Source organism: Burkholderia cepacia complex sp. TUM26381, assembly GCF_057439935.1.
This window is the reverse complement of record NZ_CM172007.1, coordinates 161029-184114: the sequence shown is the minus strand read 5'-3', so window position 1 is coordinate 184114 and position 23086 is coordinate 161029. Positions and strand designations below refer to the sequence as shown.

Below are 23086 nucleotides of genomic sequence, written 5' to 3'. Positions count from 1 at the left end.
ATCGCGCGGAATCGGGCCCTTGTCCTTGCTGCATCGATGTTCGGTTCGCGACGCGCGCCGCAGGCAGGCACGCCGACGACCGGGCGGCGCGGCCGGGTTGCGACTGATTGCACCCGCGGCCCGGCTCGCGCCGGGCACATGCTTACTGCGCGTTGCGCGTGCTCTGCAACTGTTCGCCGAGCCCTTCGATCCCGAGGCGCACCATTTGGCCAGCCTTCAGGAACACCGGCGACGGCTTGATGCCCATGCCAACGCCCGGCGGCGTGCCGGTCGTGATCACGTCGCCCGGCTGCAGCGTCATGCAGGTCGACAGATACGCGATCAGTTGTGCGACGGTGAACACCATCGTGCGCGTGTTGCCGTTCTGAAAACGGTGGCCGTCGATCTCGAGCCACAGGTCGAGACGCTGCGGATCCGGCACCTCGTCGCGCGTGACGAGCCACGGGCCGATCGGGCCGAACGTGTCGAAGCCCTTGCCCTTGTCCCACTGGCCGCCGCGCTCGATCTGCCATTCGCGTTCGGACACGTCGTTGACAACGCAGTAGCCCGCGACGTAATCGAGCGCGCTCGCCTCGTCGACGTCCTTGCACTTCGCGCCGATCACGACGCCCAGCTCGACTTCCCAGTCGGTCTTGACCGAGCCTTTCGGGATGTCGATGCCATCGTTTGGGCCGCAGATCGAGCTCGTCCACTTGCCGAACACGACCGGCTCCTTGGGCACCGGCATGCCGGCTTCGGCCGCATGATCGGCATAGTTCAGCCCAATGCCGATGAACTTGCCGACGTGCCCGACGCACGCGCCGATGCGCGGCTCGCCGGACACGAGCGGCAGCGTAGCCGGATCGATCGCGCGCAGCCGCGCGAGACCCGCGTCGGTCAGCACATCGCCGGCAAGATCCGGCACGTGCGCGGACAGGTCGCGAATCCGGCCGTCCGCGTCGAGGATACCGGGCTTTTCCTGGCCGGACGGGCCATAGCGAAGCAGTTTCATCGTGCTTAACCTCTGTTGTCGAATGGGACAGGATTACCGGTCGACGCGACCCTTCGCGGCCGCGCGCCGGACTGATTGTCGATCGTCGATTGCGCGCGTCGGTACCGCATCCGGCGGGCGGTTCGACGCGCGAAGGTCGCGCGGGCGCAGCGATCGCGGCGCCGCACGAAAGTACGGCGCGCATCGAACGGGCGGCCGCCGGTCTGCGCATCGGCGACGACGGCCCGGCACCCGCGACGCGTGCCGGCCCATGGCGGCCGGCTTCACGCGCGGCCGCACCGTCGCTGGCCCGCAAGCCTTTGTACCATCGGCCGCGCATCGTGAAATGACGCGCGACGGATACCGACTATTGGTGCGCCTGCCGACGTTGCGGCGCAGCATCGAATGCACGAACGCCGGCCGACCGCTTGCGGCTGCCGGCGTCGCCTGCCATCAGACCATGAATACTGGATATTCGGGCTGCCCCTGTCATCGAGAACGTTTGCTGATCCGTTCTTGTCCGGTAACGATCGGTAAAAAGACGCTGCATTGCACACTATTTGTTTATTGCTAAGCTCGTACGAATGGCTTTCATTGCCATACGCGGGCCCGAACCATGCGCGTGCAGAACCGGCCAGCGTGCGTCGCCAACCGATCGACGGTAATCCCCCAACCTCACACCGACAATGCAGACAACCAACGACCCGCTTCCCGGCTGCGACGCACGGGAATCGATGGCCGCTATCGACCGCTATCGCGCACCCGCGCTCGACAAGGGCCTCGACATTCTCGAACTCCTGTCCGAACAGAAAGAAGGACTCACCCGCACCGAAATCACGAAGGAACTCGGCCGCAACGCGAGCGAAATCTACCGGATGCTCGAACGCCTCGTCGCCCGCCGCTACGTGATGCGCTCCACCGGCGGCGACCGCTACACGCTCAGCCTCAAGCTGTTTGCGCTCGCGCACCGGCACCCGCCGATGAACCGGCTGATTGCCGAGGCCCTGCCGCCGATGCAGCGCTTCGCCGATGCCGCCGAGCAATCGTGCCATCTGTCCGTCTACGATCGCGGCAACCTGCTCGTGATCGCGCAGGTGGACGGCCCTGGCCCATGGGGCGTGTCGGTCCGCCTCGGTTCGCGGGTCGGGCTCGCCGATACGGCATCGGGGCGCATGATGCTGGCGTTCCAGGGCCCCGAGCAACGGGCGCACATGCTGGCCGAGCACCGCAAGGTCAAGGGCGAAGCGCCGCTGAACGAGCAGGAACTCGCGATTGCGTGCCAGTCCATCCGGCAGTCCGGCTACCTGCGCCAGGACAGCCGCCAGGCGTACGGCGTGACCGATCTGACCGTACCGATCCTAGGGCCGTCCGGCCTGGCGATCGCGGTGCTGACCTGCCCGTACATGCGCCGCATCGACGCGCACACGGTGCAATCCGTCGACGTGGCCGTCGAAGCGTTGCGCGACACGGCCGCCCATCTGTCGATGGGCCGCACCGAAACCTGCTGACACGCGGGTTCGATGAAGCACACCGGGTACGGCGCAATGGCGCCGACCCCGGTCGCGCGCGACGCCCGTTCGGCGCGCGATGCACGCCGTCGCATCGCGCGCCCACGGCGCTACGCTAAAATAGCGGCCCTCTCAAAAACTACGGCGGCCGGTTGTCGCGGCCGTCGTGTCCGATGGATGTCATGGCCAAACTTCTGAACGATCAAGAATTCCAGCGTTTCTCCGAACTTCAGCAGAAGCAGGCAAGCTTCACGATCACGCCCGAGGAAGCGGACGAGCTGCGTGATATCGTCGCGCGCGCGCAGCAAAAGCGCGACGATCGTGCCGCCGCAATGCAGGCGATCGAGAACTACATCGAGCAGTTCGACATCACGCCTGACGAACTCTTCTCGCCCGAGCAGATCGGCGACGCGGCCCGCACCTACGGGCTCATCACGGCGACCAAGAAGGAACGCACGCTGCCGCCGTCGATCACGTTCAACGGCAAGCCGTACCAATGGACCAAGACGCTTCCGGACGACGTGCGCGGCGCGCTGTTCGAAGCATTCACGTCCGGCGAATCGGTCAAGCGCTTCATCGCGATGCCGAAAGACACCGCGCGCTGTGCGCTGACGATCGCCCGCCTCGAGCGCGAAACCGGTGCCGTCTATGCCGATCCGCACCTCGAGGAACTCGCGATTTCGCGCGACCAGGTGAACGACGCGGCGTCGAAACTCGCGGCGTAATGCTGCTGGCGGGCACGGTTCATGCGTGCCCGCACCCGCGTATGACGCCGGCATGGGCCGGCGCCGCGCTCGCGGGAGTCGTGCTTCCGCACGCTCCCGAAAAGCCTCACCTCGGCGTCCCGCAAGCACTCACCCATATCTCCCGAAAAAGCTCACCCAAGGCTCCTGGAGATCCTCACCAACGCCTCCCGAACGTCCTCACCAACACCTCCCGCAGGTGCTCACCGACGCGTCCCGGAAAGGCTCACCAGCGGCTCCTGCAGGTCCTCACCGGCTGTTCCCGGGAAGGCTCACCGAACGCTCCCGTATCGGCTCACCGTGCCATTCCGGAACGGCTCATGTACGGCTCCCGAAAAATCTCACCTTCGTGACGGTTTCGAATCTCCGAGGCCGGAATGCGGCAGCGACATTGCGAAAACACATCGTTTGAACCCGCTTGCCGGACGCGTATCGCGCCATGCCACCCTGCATCGTCGCACACCTCGCGTGCATTGATATTGCCGCGGCTGACAGGGCCCGCGCATTCGCAGACGCTTCGCTCCACAGGCTGGTTCAAATATCCTGCATTCCTGAGTAAGCTTGCGGCGAGGCGAAACGTCGGAGGCATCGACTGCATGCGACAACCCCAAGCCTCAGGCCGCGGGCCGATGCCTACGGCTGCAACTTCATCCTGAAACCCACGACACCGGGCTCTTCCGTCGTCGACACCGCGAAGCCGCACGACTTCGCGAGCGAGATCATCGCCGAATTCTCGCGCAGCGCCTCGCCGACCATCCATGCGGTGCCGCGCGAGCGTGCGTAGTCGATGATGCGGGCCATCATCAGCCGGCCGAGCCCCTTGCCCTTCTGATCGGGCCGCACGGCAATCGCGAACTCCGCCGTCTCGTTGTCGGGATCGGCAACCGCACGCGCCACCGCAAGCGTGTGGTCACGCCCCGACACATCGGTGAACGACACGATGAAAGCCATCTCACGGTCGTAGTCGATCTGCGTCATGCGCGCCACCTGCGAATGATCGAAGCTGCGCACCGCACCGAAGAAACGCATCCGCAGATCTTCCGGCGTCATCGCGCCGAGCAGTTCGTTGTGCGCAGCCTCGTCCTCCGGACGGATCGGGCGGATCGTTACCGTCTCGCCGCGCCACTCGAGCGTCTGCTCGAGGTGCCGCGGATACGGCATGATCGCCAGCCGGCTGCGCCCCGTGGCCAGCGTGATGCGCGGCGCGAGTACCCTTGCGCGGTCGGACATCACGCGCAGCGTGACCGACATCGCGACGACTTCGCGCACGTCGCAGACGACCTGTGACAGCGCCGTCAGCGCATCGAGCGTCGGTTCGACGGGCGTACGGCGTACGGCGCGCATACGGCGAGCGCTCCATTACCGCACGGGCGAGCACGCTGTTCAGCGGCGGCAGGCCGTAGACGACGAACGGCGCCGACACGCCGTCCGCAGGCGGCACGGCATAGCGAAACACCGGACCGAAATTCGCATCGTCGTACATGTCGACCGTGATATCGACGACCTTCGTGCCGACAGGCTCGTTGGCCTGCTCGCCCTGCAAGCCGAAATGGGACAGCCAGCGCAGCGCGGCCTCGCCGGCCAGATCATGCTCACCGGCTTCGACCATCCTGCGCGCGTCGGCCTGTGCGGATGCCACGCACTCGGCCGGCTGCGGCGGCGTACCTTCGGGCGTCTGCATCAGCAGTTGCCGCCCGAGGTTGTAGTCGACGAGACGCGCATACGCGCGTGCCAGCCGCTGCGGTGTCGTGTGCACGGGAATGCCGTTCGCGTGCAGCGCATCGCGCGTCGCTGCGTCGACCGCACCGAAGAAACACGCGAGGATACCGCGATGCGCGTACTGCCGCGAGTCGATCAGCGTGCGTGCGACCGACTCGGCCGGCGCACTGTGGGACGTCGAATGGACGACGAACAGCGTACCCGTTTGCGGAAACGGCGCGAGCGCCTTGATCGCCGCGGCAAAGTGCTCGGGGCGTGCGTCGTCGCCCAGCGTGAGCGGATTGGCGGGCGCCGCGAGATGCGGCAGCGCGGCCGCCACGGCGGACGTGGCCGCGGGCGACCAGTCGGCCAGCACGTCGCGTACCTCGGCAACCGCATCGACCGCGAGTTTCGCCACGCCCGCATCGCTCGTCACGAGCGTCGCCGCGCCACGCGCGGTGACACGGCCGACGCCGAGCGTCTCGATTTCGTCGAGCAGATCGTCGAGTGCATCGACGCGCACCATGCCCGCACGCTGGAACGCCGCCGTATAGAGTGCGTCGCCGGGATCGGCGCGGCCGGTGCGCAACGCGAGCACCGGCTTGTTGCGCGCGGCCGCACGCGCAGCCGACATGAACTTGCGCGCCGCGCGCACGGTATCGAGTTCGAGCAGGATCGCGCGCGTGCCGGGATCGCTTGCCAGATAGTCGAGCACATCGCCCGCATCGACGTCGGATTCGCTGCCGAGCGCGACGACATGCGAAAAGCCGAGACCCCGCGCATCGGCCCAGCCAAGCACCGCGTTCGTCAACGCATTCGATTGCGACACCCATGCGACGCCGCCCGATCGCGCGGTGTACGCCGGCGCGCCGAAATGCGCATGCCGCGCAGGCGACAACACGCCGAGGCTGCCGGGCCCGACGATACGGAGCACGAACGGCTTCGCCGCCTTCAACGTGCGATCGACCGCGGCGCGATCGGCATCGGTGCGCGCCTCGCCGACGATCACCGCGACGCGCGTGCCGAGCTCACCGAGCTTGCGCACGATGCCGGCCCAGGTTGCGGGCGGCGTGCAGATCACGGCAACCGACGGCGGCGCAGGCAACCGGTCGACATCGGCGACAACGGCATGCCCGTCGAGCGCGCGATATTTCGGATTGACGGGCCACACGGGCCCCTGGAACGCACCGTCGAGCACACGCGACCACACCATTGCGCCAATACTGCCCGCACGCGATGACGCGCCGACGACCGCAACGGACCTGGGCTGAAACAACGCATCGAGATGGCGAACGGTCACATCGGCTCCCTGCGGTGACGAAAGACGACACGATCGGCACGCGGCCGGGCAGGCCGGGCGCCGATCGACGCGAACCCCAAGCATAGGCGAAGCGCCTGCGGCTGCCTATATGCCGAACGGCCGACTGTTCGACGAACGTCAATGCTCGCACCATGGACCTGCAACACACGTGTCCGGCATCGCAGCGCCGCTCGCACGACGCAAGCAACGCGGCACGGCACGGCGGCCGCTTCCTCAAAGGTGAGGATTTACAGGAGCGATGGTGAGTATGTTCGGGATTTGCACGACACCCCGCGCAAACACGCGAAAGGTGATGATTATCCGCTGCATGCCTGCACCGCGAAAATCGCGAATGCCAATGCGCGTGCCTGGCGTCATTACGCGATTGTTTACCGGAATTCCCCGCAATATGCAGCCGGATCGCGGCGAATTGGCAAAACAGGATCCGTTAATTGCGCGGCATGACACGTCCATTCGTCAGGGAAAATCGCATGGCGACTGCCCAAAAACAAAACGGTGCGACGGCCGCATGGCCATTCGCACCGTCGGTCAACTTGCGAAAGGTGAGGATTTTCGGGAGTCAGTCCTTGATCAGGAAACGTGCGCGGTTCTTGCCGAGCCAGGTCGGCGATCTTCCGCGGCCACTCCACGTTTCGCCCGTCTTCGGGTTCAGGTATTTCGGCGGCAGCGTCCGCTTGGGCTTCGCGGCGGCAGCGGCATTCGCTCCCACCGGACGAAAACCGAGCTCTTCCGGCGTAATGTCGTATTCCTCGATTTTCGCGCGGATATCCGCAATCGCGTCGGCAATCGCCTTTTCACGTTCCTTGTCGATCTTTTGCTGAAGCCTTTCGAGCTGCGCGGTCAGTTGCCTGTAGGTCGCCATATGGATGGGACTCCGTGAATGTTATTCGTGAAAAACAGGTGACTTCATGCAAACAGAAAAGCACTTCGCCCGATCGTGGTCTCCTCAGCCGGTCATTTCGGGATCAATAACCGCTCTTCTTCTTGCATGCGAAGAGAAGATTTCGCACGGCGTCATCAGTCGATTGCTGAATCACTTCGAAATCCCCGTTGCACATGGCCCGGGCATTGTCCGTGCAATTGCTCCAGTCGCTGCCGGTGCATTGCACCTGGGTGGTCGGACGGCCGTCCGACGTGAAGAGCGGGGCACTGCCACCGCACCCGCCGAGCCCCGCAACCAGAACCAGCATTGCGGCCGCCCGAGGCCACCGACAGACCGACGCAAGCATGTGTTTCATTGTTCTTCCCGTCAACCATTTTTTGAATGTCGCGAGTATGCCATGCGCGGCCCTCCGGCTGTCAGTCCGGCTTGCGGTCGGGTTGCCCACGCGCCTTGTACGGCAAGCGCTTGCGCGGATCGTCGGTGATGCGAACGAACACCTGCTCGACGTCCGGAAGCGCCTCGAATTCGCGTTGCAGCGCCTGACGATCGAACGCCGCATCCGCGCATCCTTCGACGTAGATGAAACGTCGCTGCACGGTGATCCACAGGCTCGTGCCGCGCAGATGATCGGAGCCGGCGAAGTGGGCCTTCGCCGCATCGGCGATCGACGCGTCATACATATACGAGTTCGGCTTCGTGCAGCGATGGGCGAGCCAGCAGGTCGTGCCGCGTTCGGCGCGGTAATGCGCGTCGTCCGTCATCTCGGCGCGCGTCATCCACGGGCCAAGCGGCAGCGGGCATTCGGCCACGTCCCGCGACAGCGCGACGAACGGATCGTTGTACCAGTTGCGCCGCGCCTCGGGCGCGTCGGCGTCGCCGGCCTGCGCAAACGCGGACGTCGCCAGCAACATGGTCAGCCACCCTGCGATGCCGATCCGCTTCATCGTGATCTCCTGTTCGATGCTTGACGTCACGCCGCATCGGCATCGCCGGCCGGTCTACCGGTCGATGCCCAGCGCAGCCAGTTTCTTGTACAGCGTCGCGCGGCCGATCCCGATGCGCGCGGCCGCTTCGACGACCTTCCCGTCGCAGGCCGCCAGCGCGTCGGTCAGGAACTGGCGTTCCCATGCCGCCAATGCATCGGCATACGAAGCGGCCGGTGCGCCGGATTCACCGGCCATATCGCCTGCGCGCCGCCCGGCCGGCGACGCGGCAACCTGCTGCACCGGTGACGCGCCATCCGTCGATACGCGCACCGGTCCGAGGAACGGCGCGAGCGCGCGCGCATCGATGACCGAACGGTCCGACAGCATCAGCGCGCGTTCGAGCGTATTGCGCAACTCGCGCACGTTGCCGGGCCACGGATACGCACACAGCATCCGCAGCGCATCGTCGGTCAGCTCGCAATGCGCGGCGCGGCCGTGCTGCGCGGCCAGCTCCTCGAGCGTCGCGTAGACGAGCGCCGCGATGTCGGATGCGCGCTCGCGCAGCGGCGGCGCATGGATCGTCAGCACGTTCAGCCGGTAATAGAGATCCGCGCGAAAACGCCCGGCCGCCACGAGCGCCGGCAGGTCGGCCGACGTCGCGGCGATGATCCGGACGTCCGCGCGCACGATCCGGTTCGAGCCGACCGGCTCGAACTCCTTGTCCTGCAGCACGCGCAGCAGCTTGCCCTGCAACGGCAGCGGCATATCGCCGATCTCGTCGAGAAACAACGTGCCGCGATCGGCCAGCTCGAACTTGCCGACGCGCCCCTTGCGATCGGCACCCGTGTAGGCGCCGGGCGCCGCGCCGAAGAATTCGGTTTCGAGCAGCGTGTCGGGAATCGCGGCGACGTTGACGGTCACGAGCGGCTGGAGCGCCCGCGCCGACGCCGCATGGATCGCGTGTGCGAGCAGTTCCTTGCCGGTGCCCGTCTCGCCGAGCAGCAGCACCGGCGAATCGACCTGTGCGGCACGACGGGCCTGGCGCTTGGTTTCGAGGCTCGCGGCACTCGTGCCGACGAAGCTCGCGAACGTATATTTCGCGCGGCGGGCCTGCGCGAGGGAGCGCTGCGTCGCGATCAGCTGCTGCTGCAACTGCGCGTAGCGGGAAAAGATCGGCGTGAGCGTCTTCAACTGGTCGAACAGCGCGAAGCCGATCGCGCCGACCGTCTCGCCCGCCTCGTTCTTCAACGGCAGGCGCGTGACGACGAGCGGCTCGCGGCCCGTCTCCATGATGTCGAGCAGGATCGGCTGCCCGGTCGACACGACCTCGCGCATCAGGCTGTTCGGGATCACGGTCTCGCAGTCGAGGCCGACGGCCTGTTGCGGATCGGCGAAACCGAAACGCGCCGCATATCGCTCGTTCATCCACACGACGCGCGCATCGCGATCGACGACCACCGTGCCCGCGCTCGAATCCTCGAAGGTCCGGAACAGCGACTCGGCGGCGCGCCGCAGCACGTCGCCGTAGTTGACGGGCAGGCGGGCCCAGTCGTTCATCATCGTGTCTTCGTCTCCGTGTATTTTCGGCCGGATGTCTCCGGAACGAGACGGATTATCTCATTATGGAGACGCGCCGCAATGCGTTGTCCGGGCAAGCCCTGCACGATTTCATGGGCTGGCCGGATGGCCATATCGTCTCCAGACGGAGACGATTTATGTAGAATCGTCAGACATAGGCCGGCGCGGGCCCGCCAGCCTCCGGCGGACCCATGTCCGGCGGCGCAATCCGGCCGATGGCACGAAACCTGCACGAACCTGAGCCGGTCCGCGGCGCATCGCGCGATCGAACAACAACCAAAGCCATTAGGAGACTCCCTTGTCTTTCGTGATCGTCCTCGCCGCGCTGGCGTTCCTGATGTTCGCCGCCTATCGCGGCTACAGCGTGATCCTGTTCGCGCCGATCGCCGCGCTCGGCGCGGTGCTCCTGACCGAACCCGCCGCCGTCGCCCCGGTCTTCTCCGGCATCTTCATGGAGAAAATGGTCGGCTTCGTCAAACTGTATTTCCCGGTCTTCATGCTCGGCGCCGTGTTCGGCAAGGTGATCGAACTGTCCGGCTTCTCCGAGTCGATCGTCCATGCGGCCATCCGCTACATCGGCCGCTCGCGCGCGAATGCGGTGATCGTCGCGGTGTGCGCACTGCTCACCTATGGCGGCGTATCGCTGTTCGTCGTGGTGTTCGCGGTCTACCCGTTCGCGGCCGAACTCTATCGCCAGAGCAACATCCCGAAACGGCTGATGCCCGGCGCGATCGCACTCGGCGCGTTCTCGTTCACGATGGATTCGCTGCCGGGCACCCCGCAGATCCAGAACATCATCCCGACCACGTTCTTCAAGACGACCGCCTGGGCCGCGCCCGCGCTCGGCACGATCGGCTCGCTGTTCATCATCGTCGTCGGCCTCACGTATCTCGAATGGCGTCGCCGTTCGGCCATGGCAAAGGGTGAAGGCTACGGCACGTCGCTCGTCAACGAGCCGGAACGCGTCGAGGCGACGTCGCTGCCGAATCCCGCGCTGGCGATCCTGCCGCTGATCCTCGTCGGCGTGTCGAACTTCGCGTTCACGAAACTGATCCCGCAGTGGTACGGCGCCGCGTCGTACACGGTCGCGCCGGACGTGCTGCCGGGCGTGCATGCGCCGGTCACGGCGTCGATCAAGACCGTCGTCGCGATCTGGTCGGTCGAAGCCGCGCTGCTGCTCGGTATCGTGCTGGTCGTGCTGACCGCGTTCAAGCGCGTCAGCGACCGCTTCGCGGCCGGCTCGAAGGCCGCCGTCGCCGGTGCGCTGCTCGCGGCGATGAACACCGCGTCGGAATACGGCTTCGGCGGCGTGATTGCCGCACTGCCGGGCTTCCTCGTCGTCAGCGATGCGCTGAAGAGCATCCCGAACCCGCTCGTCAACGCGGCCGTGTCGGTCAGCTCGCTCGCCGGCATCACGGGCTCCGCGTCCGGCGGCATGAGCATCGCGCTCGCCGCGATGTCGGACCTGTTCATCAAGGGCGCGCAAGCGGCCAACATCCCGATGGACGTGCTGCACCGGGTCGTCGCGATGGCCAGCGGCGGCATGGACACGCTGCCGCACAACGGCGCGGTCATCACGCTGCTCGCGGTCACGGGCCTCACGCACCGCGAGTCGTATCGCGACATCTTCGCGGTCACCGTCATCAAGACGCTCGCGGTGTTCTTCGTGATCGCCGTGTACTACGCGACGGGGCTCGTGTAAGCGCCTGTGTGAGGCGGCGTCCTGCACGCCGCCTCGCGACCTGTCCTTCAGGATCGGACCGCATGCGAACCGGAACGGATTCCGGCCTTCGCATCCGGTCCGATTTCTTTTGTCCGCTCGCCGGGCCCCGGTCGAAACCAGGCCGCCGCGGGCCTGCGCAGCACCGCCGGGCCGCCATTCGGCATCGCCGCCGCCCGCCCATTGTTGCCCGCAACAAAACACAGCGTTGGGCGCGATCGCATTTTTCACGCGCCCGCCTCGGCCTACACTGGTTTCAACGTCGCACGGCGCTTCGGCGAACGAAGTGCAGCGATTTACCGGAATCGTGGAGGTCCCGATCATGAAGCGCCTGATCCAAGCCGTTGCCATTGCCCTCGCCGTCTCGGCCCCGCTCGCCGCGCAAGCCCAGTCGAACCCGCCGCTCACGCGCGCGCAGGTCCACGCCGAAGTCAAGGCACTCAAGCAGGCCGGCTTCCAGTCGAGCGACTGGTTCTATCCGGCCAGCATCGTTTCCGCCGAAGCGAAGATCGCCCGCCAGCACGATGCCGGCCACGGCAGCGATCGCGGCACGTCGTCGGAGTCGGGCCGGTAATCGATCGTCCGGCCCGCTCGACGATGCCTGCTTGCTTCGTCAGGCCTTCACGGGCTGGATCAGCTTCGTGCACGCCGCTGCCTGCGGATCGCCCGCGGGCAGTTTTCCGCATACGCCGTCGAACTGCTTCACGACCGACCTGACCGACGCATCGTGCGCGCCGCCGGCGCGCCAGCGGTTCAGCTGCGTGACGACCTTGGTCAGCGCGCGCAGGTTGGCGCCGTAAAACGCGTCCCGTGTCTTGTCGGCCTGGGTGAGCACACTGGCGGCGATCCCTTCGATGCGCGCCGAATCGTCCGGCGCCAGCTGGACCGCATTCGCAAAGTAAGTCGCGCCCCAGCGCAGCTTCGTCGCCGGCCCGTTCGCCGCGTCGTAGGCCTTGCGGTACCAGTCGAGCGCCGCGGCCTTGTCGCCGCGCGCCTTCGCATTCGCGGCCAACCCGGACATGAAGTAGTACGGCGTGGACGAACGCGGCAACTCGGCCTTCAGCAACGCATCCGACGCGTCGTACAGCCCCGCGTCGGTCAACGTGTCCGCGCCTTCGCTGACGAGCGCCTGCCGCTCGTACGCATTTGCCGCGCCCTGTACCGATGCGGCGATCTGCTTGCGTGCGGTATCGGCCAACGCGGGCGGCGCGCCCTTGCCCGCGTCGCCGCGCGCGAGCAGCACGCGGCCATGCAACGCCATCAACCGGTCGATCGACGACAGCGTGGTGTCGGCCGACAGGCGCGCGAGCGCCGTGTCGTACGCGCCGCGGAGCTTCGCGCGCTGCGCGTCGTCACCCCCGAGATAGGCAACCACCCGCGCAGGCGCCGTGACCAGCACATCCGAATCGGCCCGCGACAGCACCGGATCGTGCAGCACCGTGCGCAGCGATTCGGCGAGCGCCGCCTTGTCCAGCGCACCGGCCTGCGCCGGATCGTCCGATGCGGCGACCGCCGCCGATTTCAGCGCGAAGCGTGCCGCTTCGGCCTTCGCGCCGGCCGCCCGCGCGCGTTGCGCGAGCGACTGCAGCGTCTCCGCGACACGATCGGCCGGCACCGGCAACGCGCCGTCGGTATCCCACGAATAGTCGGCCAGCAGGCGCCACTCGTCCGGCGTCAGCGACGCGCCGTTCTTCAGCGCGGTCGCGAGCGTCTGCCGCACCGGATGCGCGGCCGTCATCCCGAGCGACAGCGCCTGCATGTAGCGGTCGAGATCGGCTTCGCCCGGCAGCCGCGTCACTTCGGTGCCGTCGGGGCGGAACAGGATCATCGTCGGATAGCCGTGCACCTTGAAGCGCTCGCCGAGCTTCTGCGCGCTTTCGGTATCGCCGTCGAGATACACGGGCACGAAGAACGACGAGCGCGTCTTGAATGCCTGCTGGCTGAAGATCGTCGACTTCACCTGGTTGCACGACGGGCACCACACCGCGCCCCAGTACAGCAGCAGCGGTTTTCCCGTGCGCTTCGCGAGCGCGAATGCGGCATCGACGTCACCGTGTTGCCACGCGATGCCGGGCGGCAGATGCGCGCCATCGGACGCGGCGCTCGCCACCGGCGCGCCTGCAGGCGTAGCAGCGGCAAACGCCGCACCCGCGGCGGCGAACAGGCAGGCGGCAGTCAGATTCCGGAGAACGGTTTTCATGGAAGCGGGTTCCGTTGAAAGGGACGGTTGCGGGACAGCAAGGCGAGCCAAAACACGGGCCGTGAAGCGATGACGATGAAGCCAGCCGACGTGCAACGCCGCGCATGCATCGAGTCGGAAAAGCGAGCACCGGCCGAAGCGGCCGGCAAATCGTTCAACGATACGACGGGTACAGCCGGGGGAAAACGAACGAATTCTCGAATGAATATGACGCGCGGCATCGCGGCCGCGCGTGCCGACGCCCGGGCGGCGGCCGGCCCTTCACTGCCGGCCCTTGATCCGTGCCATGTGATACACGGACGCATGCACGCCGTCGCGCAATGCATAGCCCGGCGATTCGCCTTCGATCCGGAAACCGTGCTTTTCGTAGAGCGCGATCGCCGCGCGGTTGTCGGAAAACACGGTCAGTTCGAGGCGCGTGACGTTCAGCCAGTTCTCCGCGAGATCGATCGCGGCCGCGAGCAGCCGGCTGCCGATGCCGTGCCCGTGACGGGCCGCATCGACCATCATGCCGAGCCCTGCCGCATGGCGCCGGCGCGGATTCGGCTCGGGATGCAGGCCGAGATGGCCGACCACCGTGCCGTCGATTTCGGCGACGAGGCTCACACCGTGCTCATGCACGTTTTCGATCCGCTTCTGCCATTTCCCGAGCGACGGAAACGGATGCTGCAGCGTATTCATGTACACCGCGGGATGTGCGGCGATCTGCCGGATCGCGTCGACGTCGTGCGTCTCGCTGTGCCGGATCTTGATGTCGGTCATGGGTAGGCCGGTTCCGAAAAGTCGCGCCAGCGGCGCGGGCTGCAACACGTATGCAGCAACGTGTCGAGCTTATCCGATTTCACGCATTTGAAACACGGGCGTCACGCAGCTTCCTGGGTCGTTGCCTTTACAACGACAGGCGACCACGCGCACGGGCCACGAGTCGGAAATATCTGACCGGTCCCGCGCGAGGGAATCGGTAATTCCTAGCCTTTTCTGCCGACATAGTTGCGCACGCAACGTCACACGCGCGACATGCGGTGTCATGCCTTCATCACGTCGACGTCATCTCGTCTCCCTAGACTGGGCGCCACCCAGCCCGGCATGCGCCGGACCGGTGTGTGCCGCCGCCCTGTCCCGCGCATCACGAGCGCGCGGCACGCAGGATCGCGTCGACGGCCGCTGCCTCTGCGCGACACCCCGTGCCGGACGCGATGCGCGCATCTCCGCCGCGTGCGGCCGGCGCACCCGAACCCACACGCATCGCGATTCGTCCCGGGGGGACGACGCATGGGCGCCTCCACACGAAGTCACGAACGCTCCCACCATCACAGGATCCGAACGCCATGACGTCACGCCGCAAATTCCTTCAGCAGACCGCCACTTCCGGCCTCGCCGCCGCCGCGCTGTCCGCGTTCCCGCCGAGCATCCGCCGCGCGCTCGCCATTCCCGCGTTCCACGAAACGGGGACCATCAAGGACGTCAAGCACGTCGTGCTGCTGATGATGGAGAACCGCGCGTTCGACAGCTACTTCGGCACGTTCAAGGGCGTGCGCGGCTACGGCGACCGCTTCGCGGTGCCGTCGCCGAACGGCCGCGACGTGTTCTACCAGTCATACACGAAGGCGACGCCCGCCACGACCGTGACGCCGTATCACCTCGACGCGAGCCAGGGCAACGCGCAGCGCGCGGGCGGCACGCCGCACACGTGGGCCGATGCGCAGGCCGCGTGGGACCACGGCCGGATGAACCGCTGGCCCGACGCGAAGACGCCGCTGTCGATGGGCTACTACGACGCCGCGGAAGTACCGTTCCAGCGCGCGCTCGCCGATGCATTCACGCTGTGCGACCACTACCACTGCGGGATGCACACGGGCACGATCGCGAACCGCCTGTTCTACTGGAGCGGCACCAACGGCCCGAACGGCATCAGCCCGGCCGACGGCAGCCGCGTGAAGATCGCCGCGCTGAACAACCAGTTCAACGGCGGCAACGACATCGGCCCGTCGAGCCAGGGCTGGACCTGGACGACCTATGCCGACCGGCTGCAGCAGGCCGGCGTGAACTGGAAGGTCTACCAGAGCCTGATCGACAACTTCGGCTGCAACGAGATGATGAGCTTCCGCCACTGGCGCGCGGCGATCGAGCAGATGCCGGCCGCGCGCCGGCCCGCGTACGTCGCGTCGACGGACATCACGCAGCCGGTGACGGCCGCCGGCGCGTTCTACGACCCGGCGATCGACGATCCGCTGAGCCCGCTCGCGAAAGGGTTCGGCAACACGATGCCGTACGGCTTTCTCGAATCGTTCCGCGACGACATCCGCAACGGCACGCTGCCGGAAGTGTCGTGGATCATCCCGCCGTCCGTGTACAGCGAACACCCGGGGCCGTCGAGCCCCGCGCAGGGCGGCTGGTACGTGCAGGCCGTGCTCGACGCGCTGACGGCGAACCCGGAGGTGTGGAGCAAGACCGTGCTGCTGGTCAACTACGACGAGAACGACGGCTTCTTCGACCACATGCCGTCGCCGGCCGTGCCGTCGCGCAACGCCGACGGCACGCTCGCGGGCGGCCATACGCTGCGCGACGCCGACGTCGCCGCCGAATACCACGACTTCACGCCGGCCACGTCGAGCCAGCCGGCCAGCGACGGCCGCCCGTACGGCCCGGGCCCGCGCGTGCCGATGTGGGTCGTGTCGCCGTGGAGCCGCGGCGGCTGGGTCAACTCGCAGGTGTTCGACCACACGTCGACGCTGCTCTTCCTCGAGAAGCGCTTCGGCGTCGCCGAGCCGCAGATCAGCGCGTACCGCCGCGCGGTGTGCGGCGACCTGACGAGCGCGTTCAACTTCCGCTCGCCGAACAACGAGCCGCTGCCGACGCTCGCGGGCCATACGACGAAAAGCCAGGTCGACGCGCTGAGCGCCGCGCAGCAGGCCGCGCCGAAGATCGTGCCGCCGACCGCGCCCGCGCTGCCCGCGCAAACCACCGGCGTGCGCCCGTCGCGCGCGCTGCCGTACGAGCTGCATGCGAGCGCGCGTACCGACGCCGACACCGGCACGGTCACGCTGAAGTTCGCGAACACCGGCCGCGCGGCGGCCGTGTTTCACGTCTATGACAAGCTGCACCTCGACCGGCTGCCGCAGCGCTACGTCGTCGAGCCGGGCAAGACGCTGCACGGCAACTGGGCCGCGCGCGCCGACAATGGCGGTAAATATGACCTGTGGGTGCTCGGCCCGAACGGCTATCACCGCCGCTTCACCGGGGACCTGGGCCGCCTCGCCGACACGCGCGCGCCGCGCCCGGAAGTGCGCGTCGGCTATGCGGGCGCCAGCGGCAACCTCCATCTGCGGCTGCGCAACGAAGGCGGCGGCACGGTGCGCTTCACGGTGAAGTCGAACCAGGTCTACGGGCCGCTGTCCGGCCGCGGCGGCAACGACGGCCACGGTCATGGCCATGGCAACGAGGACGGCAACAGCCAGGGGCGCGGTCACGGCACCGGTACCACGTGGACCGTCACGGTGCACGCCGGCGACCAGTCCGAACTGCACTGGAAGCTCGACTCGACCGGCCACTGGTACGACTTCATCGTGACCGCCGACAGCGACGCGAGCTTCTCGCGGCGTGTGGCCGGCCGCGTCGAAACGGGACGCCATTCGGTCAGCGATCCGGCGATGGGGCTCGCCGACCGCTTCTGACGCCACGCTCGGCGACACGCATCGCACCGCGTGTCGCCGCCCGCGCCGGCGCGACCGCGAACGCCGGTCCCGCGCCGGCCGCGGCCGGTGCCCGATCTGGCTGAAACGCCCGCCCGGCATGGCTCAAACATCAGAAGGATCGGTGGTACAACCCTCATTTCACCGCACGAAAATGCTCCGTGTTGCGGCCCGTTCGCGTTAAACTGCGTCAAGCCGTATTCAACAAAGACATCTTTGCCGCCAAGGCATCCACGACACGATACGAGGATAGGTTCGATGCGCACTACCGGCTCATCCGGGGCAATGACCCTGCTCACCGAACACGACCCGGCCGACGGCCGTGAATTGCGCTCGCTCCGGCTCGAAGCAACGGGCGATGGCAAGAGCGTGCTGCTGATCGAGATCGACGAACGCAAGCCCGGCATTCACCGCGAGGTTCGCTACGAGATCACGCCAGCCGAACTGATCGCCGCGATCCGCTCGCATGGCGCCGAGCTGCCCGGCGAAAACCACGGTGCCGCGTCGCTCGCCCGTACCCCGTCCTGATTCCGAACGGTGAGCCGCGCGCAATGCGCAGGCTCACCGACATCCCCCTGCCGCCGTCAGGCGCTTTCCGTCATTCCCGCCGTTGTCTTGAAAAAGGCCGATAATCGGCCCATCTGCATTTCCTGCCCACGCCATTCCTTTTCGGCCAGCCGTCATGCTCCTACGTGACCTCGTCGCCCAGTACGGGCCGCTTCTCGTGTTCGTCAACGTGCTCGCGGCGGCCATCGGCCTGCCGGTGCCCGCGATGCCGACGCTCGTGCTGTTCGGCGCGATGTCCGCGATGCATCCGGCGATGATCGGGTCGCAGCTCGTGACGGTGGTCGCGCTGTCGGTGCTCGGCGCACTGATCGGCGATACCGTCTGGTACCTCGCCGGTCGGCGCTTCGGCGGCACGACGCTGAAGACCATCTGCCGGCTGTCGCTGTCGCGTGACAGCTGCGTGAAAAAGACCGAACGCTTCTTCGGCCGCTACGGCGTGCGCGTGCTCGCCGTCGCGCGCTTCATTCCCGGGCTGTCGCTCGTGTCGGTGCCGATGGCCGGCGCGTTCGGCACGCGCTATCGCACGTTCGTCGGCTACGATGCGCTCGGCGCCGCGCTGTGGACGATCGTCGGGCTGGTGGTCGGGGTGATGTTCTATCGCCAGATCGACTGGCTGTTCGCCGGCGCGGGCCAGCTCGGCCGTGTGGCGCTGCTGGCGGCCGTCGCGGTGCTGGCGGTGTACGCGGCGATCCGCTGGATGCGCCGCCGCGCGCTGATCCGCCAGCTCGCGAGCGCGCGGATCGGCGTCGACGAGCTCGACGCGATGCTGCGCGATACGTCCGCGCCGGTGGTCCTCGACGTGCGCTCGCCCGAGCACCGCAAGCTCGACCCGTTCACGATTCCCGGCGCGCAGTTCGCGGACGAACGCCAGATCGGCGACATCGTCGCGCGCTATCCGATCACGCAGAAGTTCGTCGTGTATTGCTCGTGCCCGAACGAGTTCACGGCCGCGCTGATGGCGAAGCGCCTGCTCGACGCAGGCTTCACCGATGCGCTCGCGCTGCGCGGCGGCCTCGACGCATGGCGCGATACGGGCCGCCAGCTCACGTCGCTCGTGGAAGAGATGCCCGCCGCGAACGATCCGGTCGCGGGGTTGCACAAGCCGGCCTGAGCACGGGTTATACGGTAGCTGTTTCAAACGCTCATGGTAACGACACCGTTGTAAAGAGCCGTACTGCAGTGTGGTAACTCAACGCCACGCAACGATCTGCCGCGACACGAGCGCCTCTCCAAGTCAGCAAACACCGTCCGTATCGCCGCCGAAATCCCGTTTGACGGCCCGGCAAAGCGTCGATTTCGACACGCCATCCGTTGCCCGGAACACCCTCCTGAGAATTCGATCGATGCCCGCGTAGGTATCGACGATTGCCTGATCAAGCCCCAACGACATTCAACTGCTCGCGCTTTCAGCTCGTCGCCTCGCTAGTGCGCCCGGATGCGTCTCCTGTGGATCTGCAAGACCACCGACGGCCACCCGTTCAATGCTCGGTATAGCTGAGCCGGAGATCGACCAACCAGTTCGCCAACCTCAGGGTCTCCTTGCACGATATCGCCGCGGAATCCCTTGCGAGGGAAACATCCCGCGAAAATGGTTATCCGAACTCCGGATTTCGTACGACGAAATTTATTCGATAGATATTTTTGATTAGCTACATTTACAAAAAATATATCGAATAATTTCGCATTCCTTCATGAATATCGATCTTATCTCACTGGAGCAAATTTGCTCGTCGCATGGCTGCGTCATTTCTGAAACAGTTACGCAATTCGACATTTACAGATCTGACCGAGGTCGCTTTCGACCTGCCAGCGCATTCACTAAATCGTCAGGCATCACTTTCCTCTCGCGCACCACTCCATTTTCGAATTTGTCCCATAGACGGACATGTCGTCTTCGTCAACCATCACCACTCAAGCGTCCGCATGCACCGTCGGCGGCGTCATGAAGATGGCGATTACGTTGCTCACCGAACATACCCACGGTCGAATGATCGCTACGTAAAACATGCCTGCAGGTAAATGAATTCAAAGCATGAAGCAAAAGACGAGTCTCCCGTTCGATATCGTCGACAACGGCAACCATGCAGCGTTGGCAGGCTGAAAGCCCAGGGATGTTGCTGCGATGGCTCGTTTGATGACGCCCCCAAGCCGGGTCTTGTGGTGGACGTTCATCACTACTCGTTCGGCAATACATTGTGAAAGCCATTTTCGATGGTAATGAGCCGACTATGCCCACGCAATCCGACCTGCGCTTTACCTTCACCGCTGGCGATGAATCGTTCGAGGTGGTGGAGTTCACACTGCACGAGGGGTTGTCCGAAACCTTCCTGTTGCAGATCGAACTCGCCAGCGCCAACGGCGCCATCGACTTCGGCCAAGTGCTCGATCGCAGCGGCCTGCTCACCATCTGGCAAGGCGGCGTGCCCGTGCGTTACGTGTACGGCGCGGTGTCCAGTTTCGTGCAGCGCGACACGGGTTTCCGGCGCACTCGGTATGCCGCTGTAGTCGAGCCGCGCCTGGCGCGCCTGAAGCTGTCCTCCGACTGGCGCATCTTCCAGACTCTGAGCGTGCCTGAGATCGCCACGGTCGTGCTCAAGGCGCATCACCAGACGCTGGACTATGAACAGCGTGTCACCAACGAGCATCTGGCGCGCGAGTACTGCGTGCAGGCCGGTGATACCGACTACGATTTCGTCGAGCGCATCCTGCGCGAGGAAGGCTTTTTCTACGCCTTCCAGCACAAGGCCGACGGCCACCGGCTGATCCACTGCGATCGACTCTTTATCTTCGGTCGCCAGCAGGGCGAGCCGGTGCTGTATAACCCCACACCCGGCGGCGACCAGTCGCAGCCGTGCCTGCGTACGTTCGCCTATACCGAGAACGTGCGCACCGCGCGCCAGGTGCAGCGTGACTACACGTTCAAGAGCCCACGCTATCCGCACGAATATCCGCGTGAGGGCACTGACCTCCATCACCAGGGCCGCAGCTACGCGCGCTACGACTATCCGGGCCGCTACAAGCACGAGGGTAGCGGCAAGGCCTTCACGCAAGACCGGCTGCGCGGCCACCGCCGCGATACGCGTATCGCGCGGGTTAGCGGCGACGATGCGCGCCTGCAGCCGGGCATCGCGTTCGACCTGACTGGCCACCCGCGTGAGGACATGAACCGCGGCTGGCGTCCGGTCAGCATCGTGCATCACGGCGTACAGACCACCAGCCAGGCGGAGGAAAGCGCTGACGCGCGGCAAGGCACGCACTACCGCTATGACGCCGTACTGGTGCCGGACGATATCGAGTGGCGCGCCGAGCCGCTGCCGCGCCCGCGCATCGACGGCCCGCAGCCGGCGACCGTGGTGGGCCCGGAAGGCGAAGAGATCTACACCGACGAATTCGGCCGGGTGAAGGTGCAGTTCCCATGGGATCGCGACGGCAAGCACGACGAGCACAGCTCGTGCTGGATCCAGGTTGCGCAGAACTGGGCCGGTGCGACCTGGGGACATATGGCGATTCCGCGCATCGGGCAGGAAGTGATCGTGGTCAACCTGGATGGCGATCCGGACCAGCCTCTCATCATCGGGCGGGCGTACAACCGCCTGCAGTTGCCGCCGTACGAACTGCCGCGGCACAAGACGCGGATGACAATCAAGAGCCAGACGCACAAGGGCGAGGGCTACAACGAACTGCGCTTCGAGGACGAGAAGGACCAGGAGGAAATCTACGTCCACGCGCAGAGGGATCAGAACATCCACGTCAACCACGACGAAACCACCTTCGTGGGCAACGACCGCAGCGAGCAGGTCGAGCACGACGAAACGATCGCCATCGGCAACGATCGCAAAGAAACCGTGGGTCGCGACGAGCAGGTCACCATCGGTCAGGACCGGCGCCACGACATCGGGCAGGACGACTTCCAGGCTATCGGCCGCAACCACACGATCCACACCGGCAAGGATCGAACCGAGGAAGTCGGCAACCATCGCTGCGACAAGACCGTTGCCGATCACACGGTGGATATCGGTGGGCATCTAACGCAGCGCGTGCAGGGCCGTGCCGAACTGGAGGCGAGGCAAGCCATTCGCCAACGCACCAAGGTCTATGAAATCAACGCTGCCGATTTGCTGGAAGTCAAAGGCCCAGGTGGCACCTTGCGCATCGATGGCGGCGGAATCACGCTGGAAGGCGTGACGATTCGGACGAAGGGGTCGATGCAAATCAACTCCGGCACGGCAAGCAACGCGCTCACGCTGCCTGCAGCGCCCCGTAAAGGGCAAGGTATGGACCTCGCCTGCACGATGCGCGTCGATGGTTCCTGCCCACGCAGGCCGTGTCCCTGCAGCAAGGGAGCAGCATGATGAACACGATCGATCCACTCCCCTGGTCGCGTCAGGTGGTGAGCACACTGCCTTGCACGAGCTGGGCGACGCTGGAACAGGGGCCGCGCCCCTGGCTTTGCTTAAGCGGGGTTCACAGCAAAGCGCTTGAAGAAGACGTGCAAGCGATCACCAAGGGCTTTGATTATCGTTGGGTCTGGCGCAACACGGCATGGGAGTACGGCTCCCCAGGCTATCGTGAAGGCCCCTTGCTGGTGCCGCTCGACGAAGCGGTGTACGCCCACGCCGTCGACCATTGGATAACCCGACAAGCCGGACTGATCCTGCTGGCCCCCGCTGATGGCGACGACCTGGTGATTCATCTGCAACGATTGCGTCAGTTGACGGCACCCGACGGCTTTCCGCTCGGCTTCAGCCTGCATGCCGCGCGACAACTCGAAGAACTCTGCGAAGCGTTGCCGACCGAACGTCTGTCCGAACTGTTCGGCCCCATCCAGCGCCTCATCTGGCATGCGGATGATGAGCGGACGGTTGAATGGTTGTTTGCCGATGCACCGGCAACCGATCGTCCGCAGACCGTGACCGACGAACCCATCGCTTTGACGCACGACGACGAGTTCGCACTCGATCAAGCCAGCTTCGCATGGGTCATGCGCGACTGCGCCCGCGAGTTCCGCCACCGCTTTCCGGTTTACGACCATCCGGATAACGAACCAGTGCTACGGCGCTACCTGATCCACTTCGCCAACGAAGCGATTGATCGACTAGCACTTACCGCAGAGCGGGACGTGCGCCACTACATGGAGCTGCGTTTCCGGTATCCGCATGATTTCTTTGCCACGGACGCCTCGTTGCGCAACATCTTGCTCCAGCGGCAAGTGAAGGGGAAACAGCGATTGTCCAATGCGGAGGCGCTGCTGGCGGCGCGGACCGCCGCAACGTCCTGAAG

Annotated in this window: 18 protein-coding genes and 1 pseudogene; 10 read left to right on the top strand and 9 right to left on the bottom strand. The window is 65.9% G+C overall.

Annotation, left to right across the window (positions count from 1 at the left end; genetic code table 11):
- Positions 1-142 precede the first annotated feature (142 nt).
- Positions 143-991, bottom strand: a complete 849-nt coding sequence (locus ACWMMN_RS17640; protein ID WP_059238549.1) for an ureidoglycolate lyase — start codon at positions 989-991, stop codon at positions 143-145.
- Positions 992-1241: 250 nt separating this feature from the next.
- Here ACWMMN_RS17640 and ACWMMN_RS17635 point away from each other — a divergent pair, with 250 nt between their 5' ends.
- The 3 genes from ACWMMN_RS17635 to ACWMMN_RS17625 all read left to right on the top strand — a co-directional run bounded on the left by ACWMMN_RS17635 (position 1242) and on the right by ACWMMN_RS17625 (position 3203).
- A complete protein-coding gene (locus tag ACWMMN_RS17635) occupies positions 1242-1544 on the top strand; it encodes a hypothetical protein (RefSeq protein WP_174991643.1) in 303 nt (100 codons plus the stop codon).
- Positions 1545-1656: 112 nt separating this feature from the next.
- Complete coding sequence (locus tag ACWMMN_RS17630) at positions 1657-2478, top strand: IclR family transcriptional regulator (RefSeq protein WP_059238546.1); 822 nt, start codon at positions 1657-1659, stop codon at positions 2476-2478.
- A 173-nt stretch (positions 2479-2651) separates the two neighbouring features.
- Positions 2652-3203 (top strand): hypothetical protein, encoded by a 552-nt coding sequence (locus ACWMMN_RS17625; RefSeq protein ID WP_059238544.1) that lies wholly within the window; start codon positions 2652-2654, stop codon positions 3201-3203.
- A gap of 651 nt (positions 3204-3854) precedes the next feature.
- Here ACWMMN_RS17625 and ACWMMN_RS17620 read toward each other — a convergent pair.
- The 5 genes and pseudogenes from ACWMMN_RS17620 to ACWMMN_RS17600 all read right to left on the bottom strand — a co-directional run bounded on the left by ACWMMN_RS17620 (position 3855) and on the right by ACWMMN_RS17600 (position 9609).
- Positions 3855-6219 (bottom strand): annotated as a pseudogene (locus ACWMMN_RS17620) (bifunctional acetate--CoA ligase family protein/GNAT family N-acetyltransferase).
- 580 nt (positions 6220-6799) lie between these two features.
- On the bottom strand, positions 6800-7102 hold the full coding sequence (locus ACWMMN_RS17615; RefSeq protein WP_174991645.1) for an H-NS histone family protein: 303 nt from the start codon (positions 7100-7102) through the stop codon (positions 6800-6802).
- Positions 7103-7205: 103 nt separating this feature from the next.
- On the bottom strand, positions 7206-7478 hold the full coding sequence (locus tag ACWMMN_RS17610) for a hypothetical protein (RefSeq protein WP_063805267.1): 273 nt from the start codon (positions 7476-7478) through the stop codon (positions 7206-7208).
- A 61-nt stretch (positions 7479-7539) separates the two neighbouring features.
- Complete coding sequence (locus ACWMMN_RS17605) at positions 7540-8067, bottom strand: BON domain-containing protein (protein WP_059240875.1); 528 nt, start codon at positions 8065-8067, stop codon at positions 7540-7542.
- 54 nt (positions 8068-8121) lie between these two features.
- Positions 8122-9609: a sigma-54 interaction domain-containing protein gene (locus ACWMMN_RS17600; protein ID WP_256087065.1), complete on the bottom strand. Its 1488-nt coding sequence runs from the start codon at positions 9607-9609 to the stop codon at positions 8122-8124.
- Between the two features lie 316 nt (positions 9610-9925).
- On the opposite strand from ACWMMN_RS17600, the gene ACWMMN_RS17595 reads away from it, so the two are divergent.
- Positions 9926-11329, top strand: a complete 1404-nt coding sequence (locus tag ACWMMN_RS17595) for a GntP family permease (RefSeq protein ID WP_059238535.1) — start codon at positions 9926-9928, stop codon at positions 11327-11329.
- Between the two features lie 340 nt (positions 11330-11669).
- Positions 11670-11921, top strand: coding sequence for a DUF4148 domain-containing protein (locus ACWMMN_RS17590; RefSeq protein WP_486423722.1), 252 nt, complete (start codon positions 11670-11672; stop codon positions 11919-11921).
- A gap of 39 nt (positions 11922-11960) precedes the next feature.
- Here ACWMMN_RS17590 and ACWMMN_RS17585 read toward each other — a convergent pair whose 3' ends face one another.
- Positions 11961-13547 carry a thioredoxin family protein gene (locus ACWMMN_RS17585; RefSeq protein WP_486423721.1) on the bottom strand — a complete coding sequence of 529 codons (1587 nt, stop codon included), beginning with the start codon at positions 13545-13547 and terminating at the stop codon, positions 11961-11963.
- A 261-nt stretch (positions 13548-13808) separates the two neighbouring features.
- Complete coding sequence (locus ACWMMN_RS17580) at positions 13809-14309, bottom strand: GNAT family N-acetyltransferase (protein WP_486423720.1); 501 nt, start codon at positions 14307-14309, stop codon at positions 13809-13811.
- Positions 14310-14875: 566 nt separating this feature from the next.
- Between ACWMMN_RS17580 and ACWMMN_RS17575 the strand changes: the two genes are divergently transcribed.
- From ACWMMN_RS17575 to ACWMMN_RS17565, 3 genes are all read left to right on the top strand, one after another.
- The gene (locus tag ACWMMN_RS17575) at positions 14876-17221 is read left to right on the top strand and encodes a phosphocholine-specific phospholipase C (protein WP_174991651.1); all 2346 of its coding nucleotides are present in this window, start codon (positions 14876-14878) and stop codon (positions 17219-17221) included.
- A 276-nt stretch (positions 17222-17497) separates the two neighbouring features.
- Positions 17498-17767, top strand: a complete 270-nt coding sequence (locus ACWMMN_RS17570; protein ID WP_012493620.1) for a hypothetical protein — start codon at positions 17498-17500, stop codon at positions 17765-17767.
- 154 nt (positions 17768-17921) lie between these two features.
- Positions 17922-18917 carry a DedA family protein/thiosulfate sulfurtransferase GlpE gene (locus ACWMMN_RS17565; RefSeq protein WP_174991652.1) on the top strand — a complete coding sequence of 332 codons (996 nt, stop codon included), beginning with the start codon at positions 17922-17924 and terminating at the stop codon, positions 18915-18917.
- Between the two features lie 123 nt (positions 18918-19040).
- Here ACWMMN_RS17565 and ACWMMN_RS17560 read toward each other — a convergent pair whose 3' ends face one another.
- Entirely contained in the window at positions 19041-19196 is a 156-nt protein-coding gene (locus ACWMMN_RS17560; protein ID WP_342705463.1) for a hypothetical protein, read from the bottom strand.
- Between the two features lie 838 nt (positions 19197-20034).
- Between ACWMMN_RS17560 and ACWMMN_RS17555 the strand changes: the two genes are divergently transcribed.
- Positions 20035-22158, top strand: a complete 2124-nt coding sequence (locus tag ACWMMN_RS17555) for a type VI secretion system Vgr family protein (protein ID WP_486423719.1) — start codon at positions 20035-20037, stop codon at positions 22156-22158.
- Entirely contained in the window at positions 22158-23084 is a 927-nt protein-coding gene (locus ACWMMN_RS17550; RefSeq protein ID WP_486423718.1) for a hypothetical protein, read from the top strand. The genes ACWMMN_RS17555 and ACWMMN_RS17550 overlap by 1 nt, the downstream gene beginning before the upstream one ends.
- Positions 23085-23086: the final 2 nt, after the last annotated feature.

Coding starts and splice junctions, on each gene's coding strand:
- ACWMMN_RS17640 (WP_059238549.1), bottom strand. CDS start 991: ATGAAACTGCTTCGCTATGGCCCGTCCGGCCAGGAAAAGCCCGGTATC.
- ACWMMN_RS17635 (WP_174991643.1), top strand. CDS start 1,242: ATGGCGGCCGGCTTCACGCGCGGCCGCACCGTCGCTGGCCCGCAAGCC.
- ACWMMN_RS17630 (WP_059238546.1), top strand. CDS start 1,657: ATGCAGACAACCAACGACCCGCTTCCCGGCTGCGACGCACGGGAATCG.
- ACWMMN_RS17625 (WP_059238544.1), top strand. CDS start 2,652: ATGGATGTCATGGCCAAACTTCTGAACGATCAAGAATTCCAGCGTTTC.
- ACWMMN_RS17615 (WP_174991645.1), bottom strand. CDS start 7,102: ATGGCGACCTACAGGCAACTGACCGCGCAGCTCGAAAGGCTTCAGCAA.
- ACWMMN_RS17610 (WP_063805267.1), bottom strand. CDS start 7,478: ATGAAACACATGCTTGCGTCGGTCTGTCGGTGGCCTCGGGCGGCCGCA.
- ACWMMN_RS17605 (WP_059240875.1), bottom strand. CDS start 8,067: ATGAAGCGGATCGGCATCGCAGGGTGGCTGACCATGTTGCTGGCGACG.
- ACWMMN_RS17600 (WP_256087065.1), bottom strand. CDS start 9,609: ATGATGAACGACTGGGCCCGCCTGCCCGTCAACTACGGCGACGTGCTG.
- ACWMMN_RS17590 (WP_486423722.1), top strand. CDS start 11,670: ATGAAGCGCCTGATCCAAGCCGTTGCCATTGCCCTCGCCGTCTCGGCC.
- ACWMMN_RS17585 (WP_486423721.1), bottom strand. CDS start 13,547: ATGAAAACCGTTCTCCGGAATCTGACTGCCGCCTGCCTGTTCGCCGCC.
- ACWMMN_RS17580 (WP_486423720.1), bottom strand. CDS start 14,309: ATGACCGACATCAAGATCCGGCACAGCGAGACGCACGACGTCGACGCG.
- ACWMMN_RS17575 (WP_174991651.1), top strand. CDS start 14,876: ATGACGTCACGCCGCAAATTCCTTCAGCAGACCGCCACTTCCGGCCTC.
- ACWMMN_RS17570 (WP_012493620.1), top strand. CDS start 17,498: ATGCGCACTACCGGCTCATCCGGGGCAATGACCCTGCTCACCGAACAC.
- ACWMMN_RS17565 (WP_174991652.1), top strand. CDS start 17,922: ATGCTCCTACGTGACCTCGTCGCCCAGTACGGGCCGCTTCTCGTGTTC.
- ACWMMN_RS17560 (WP_342705463.1), bottom strand. CDS start 19,196: ATGTCGTTGGGGCTTGATCAGGCAATCGTCGATACCTACGCGGGCATC.
- ACWMMN_RS17555 (WP_486423719.1), top strand. CDS start 20,035: ATGCCCACGCAATCCGACCTGCGCTTTACCTTCACCGCTGGCGATGAA.
- ACWMMN_RS17550 (WP_486423718.1), top strand. CDS start 22,158: ATGAACACGATCGATCCACTCCCCTGGTCGCGTCAGGTGGTGAGCACA.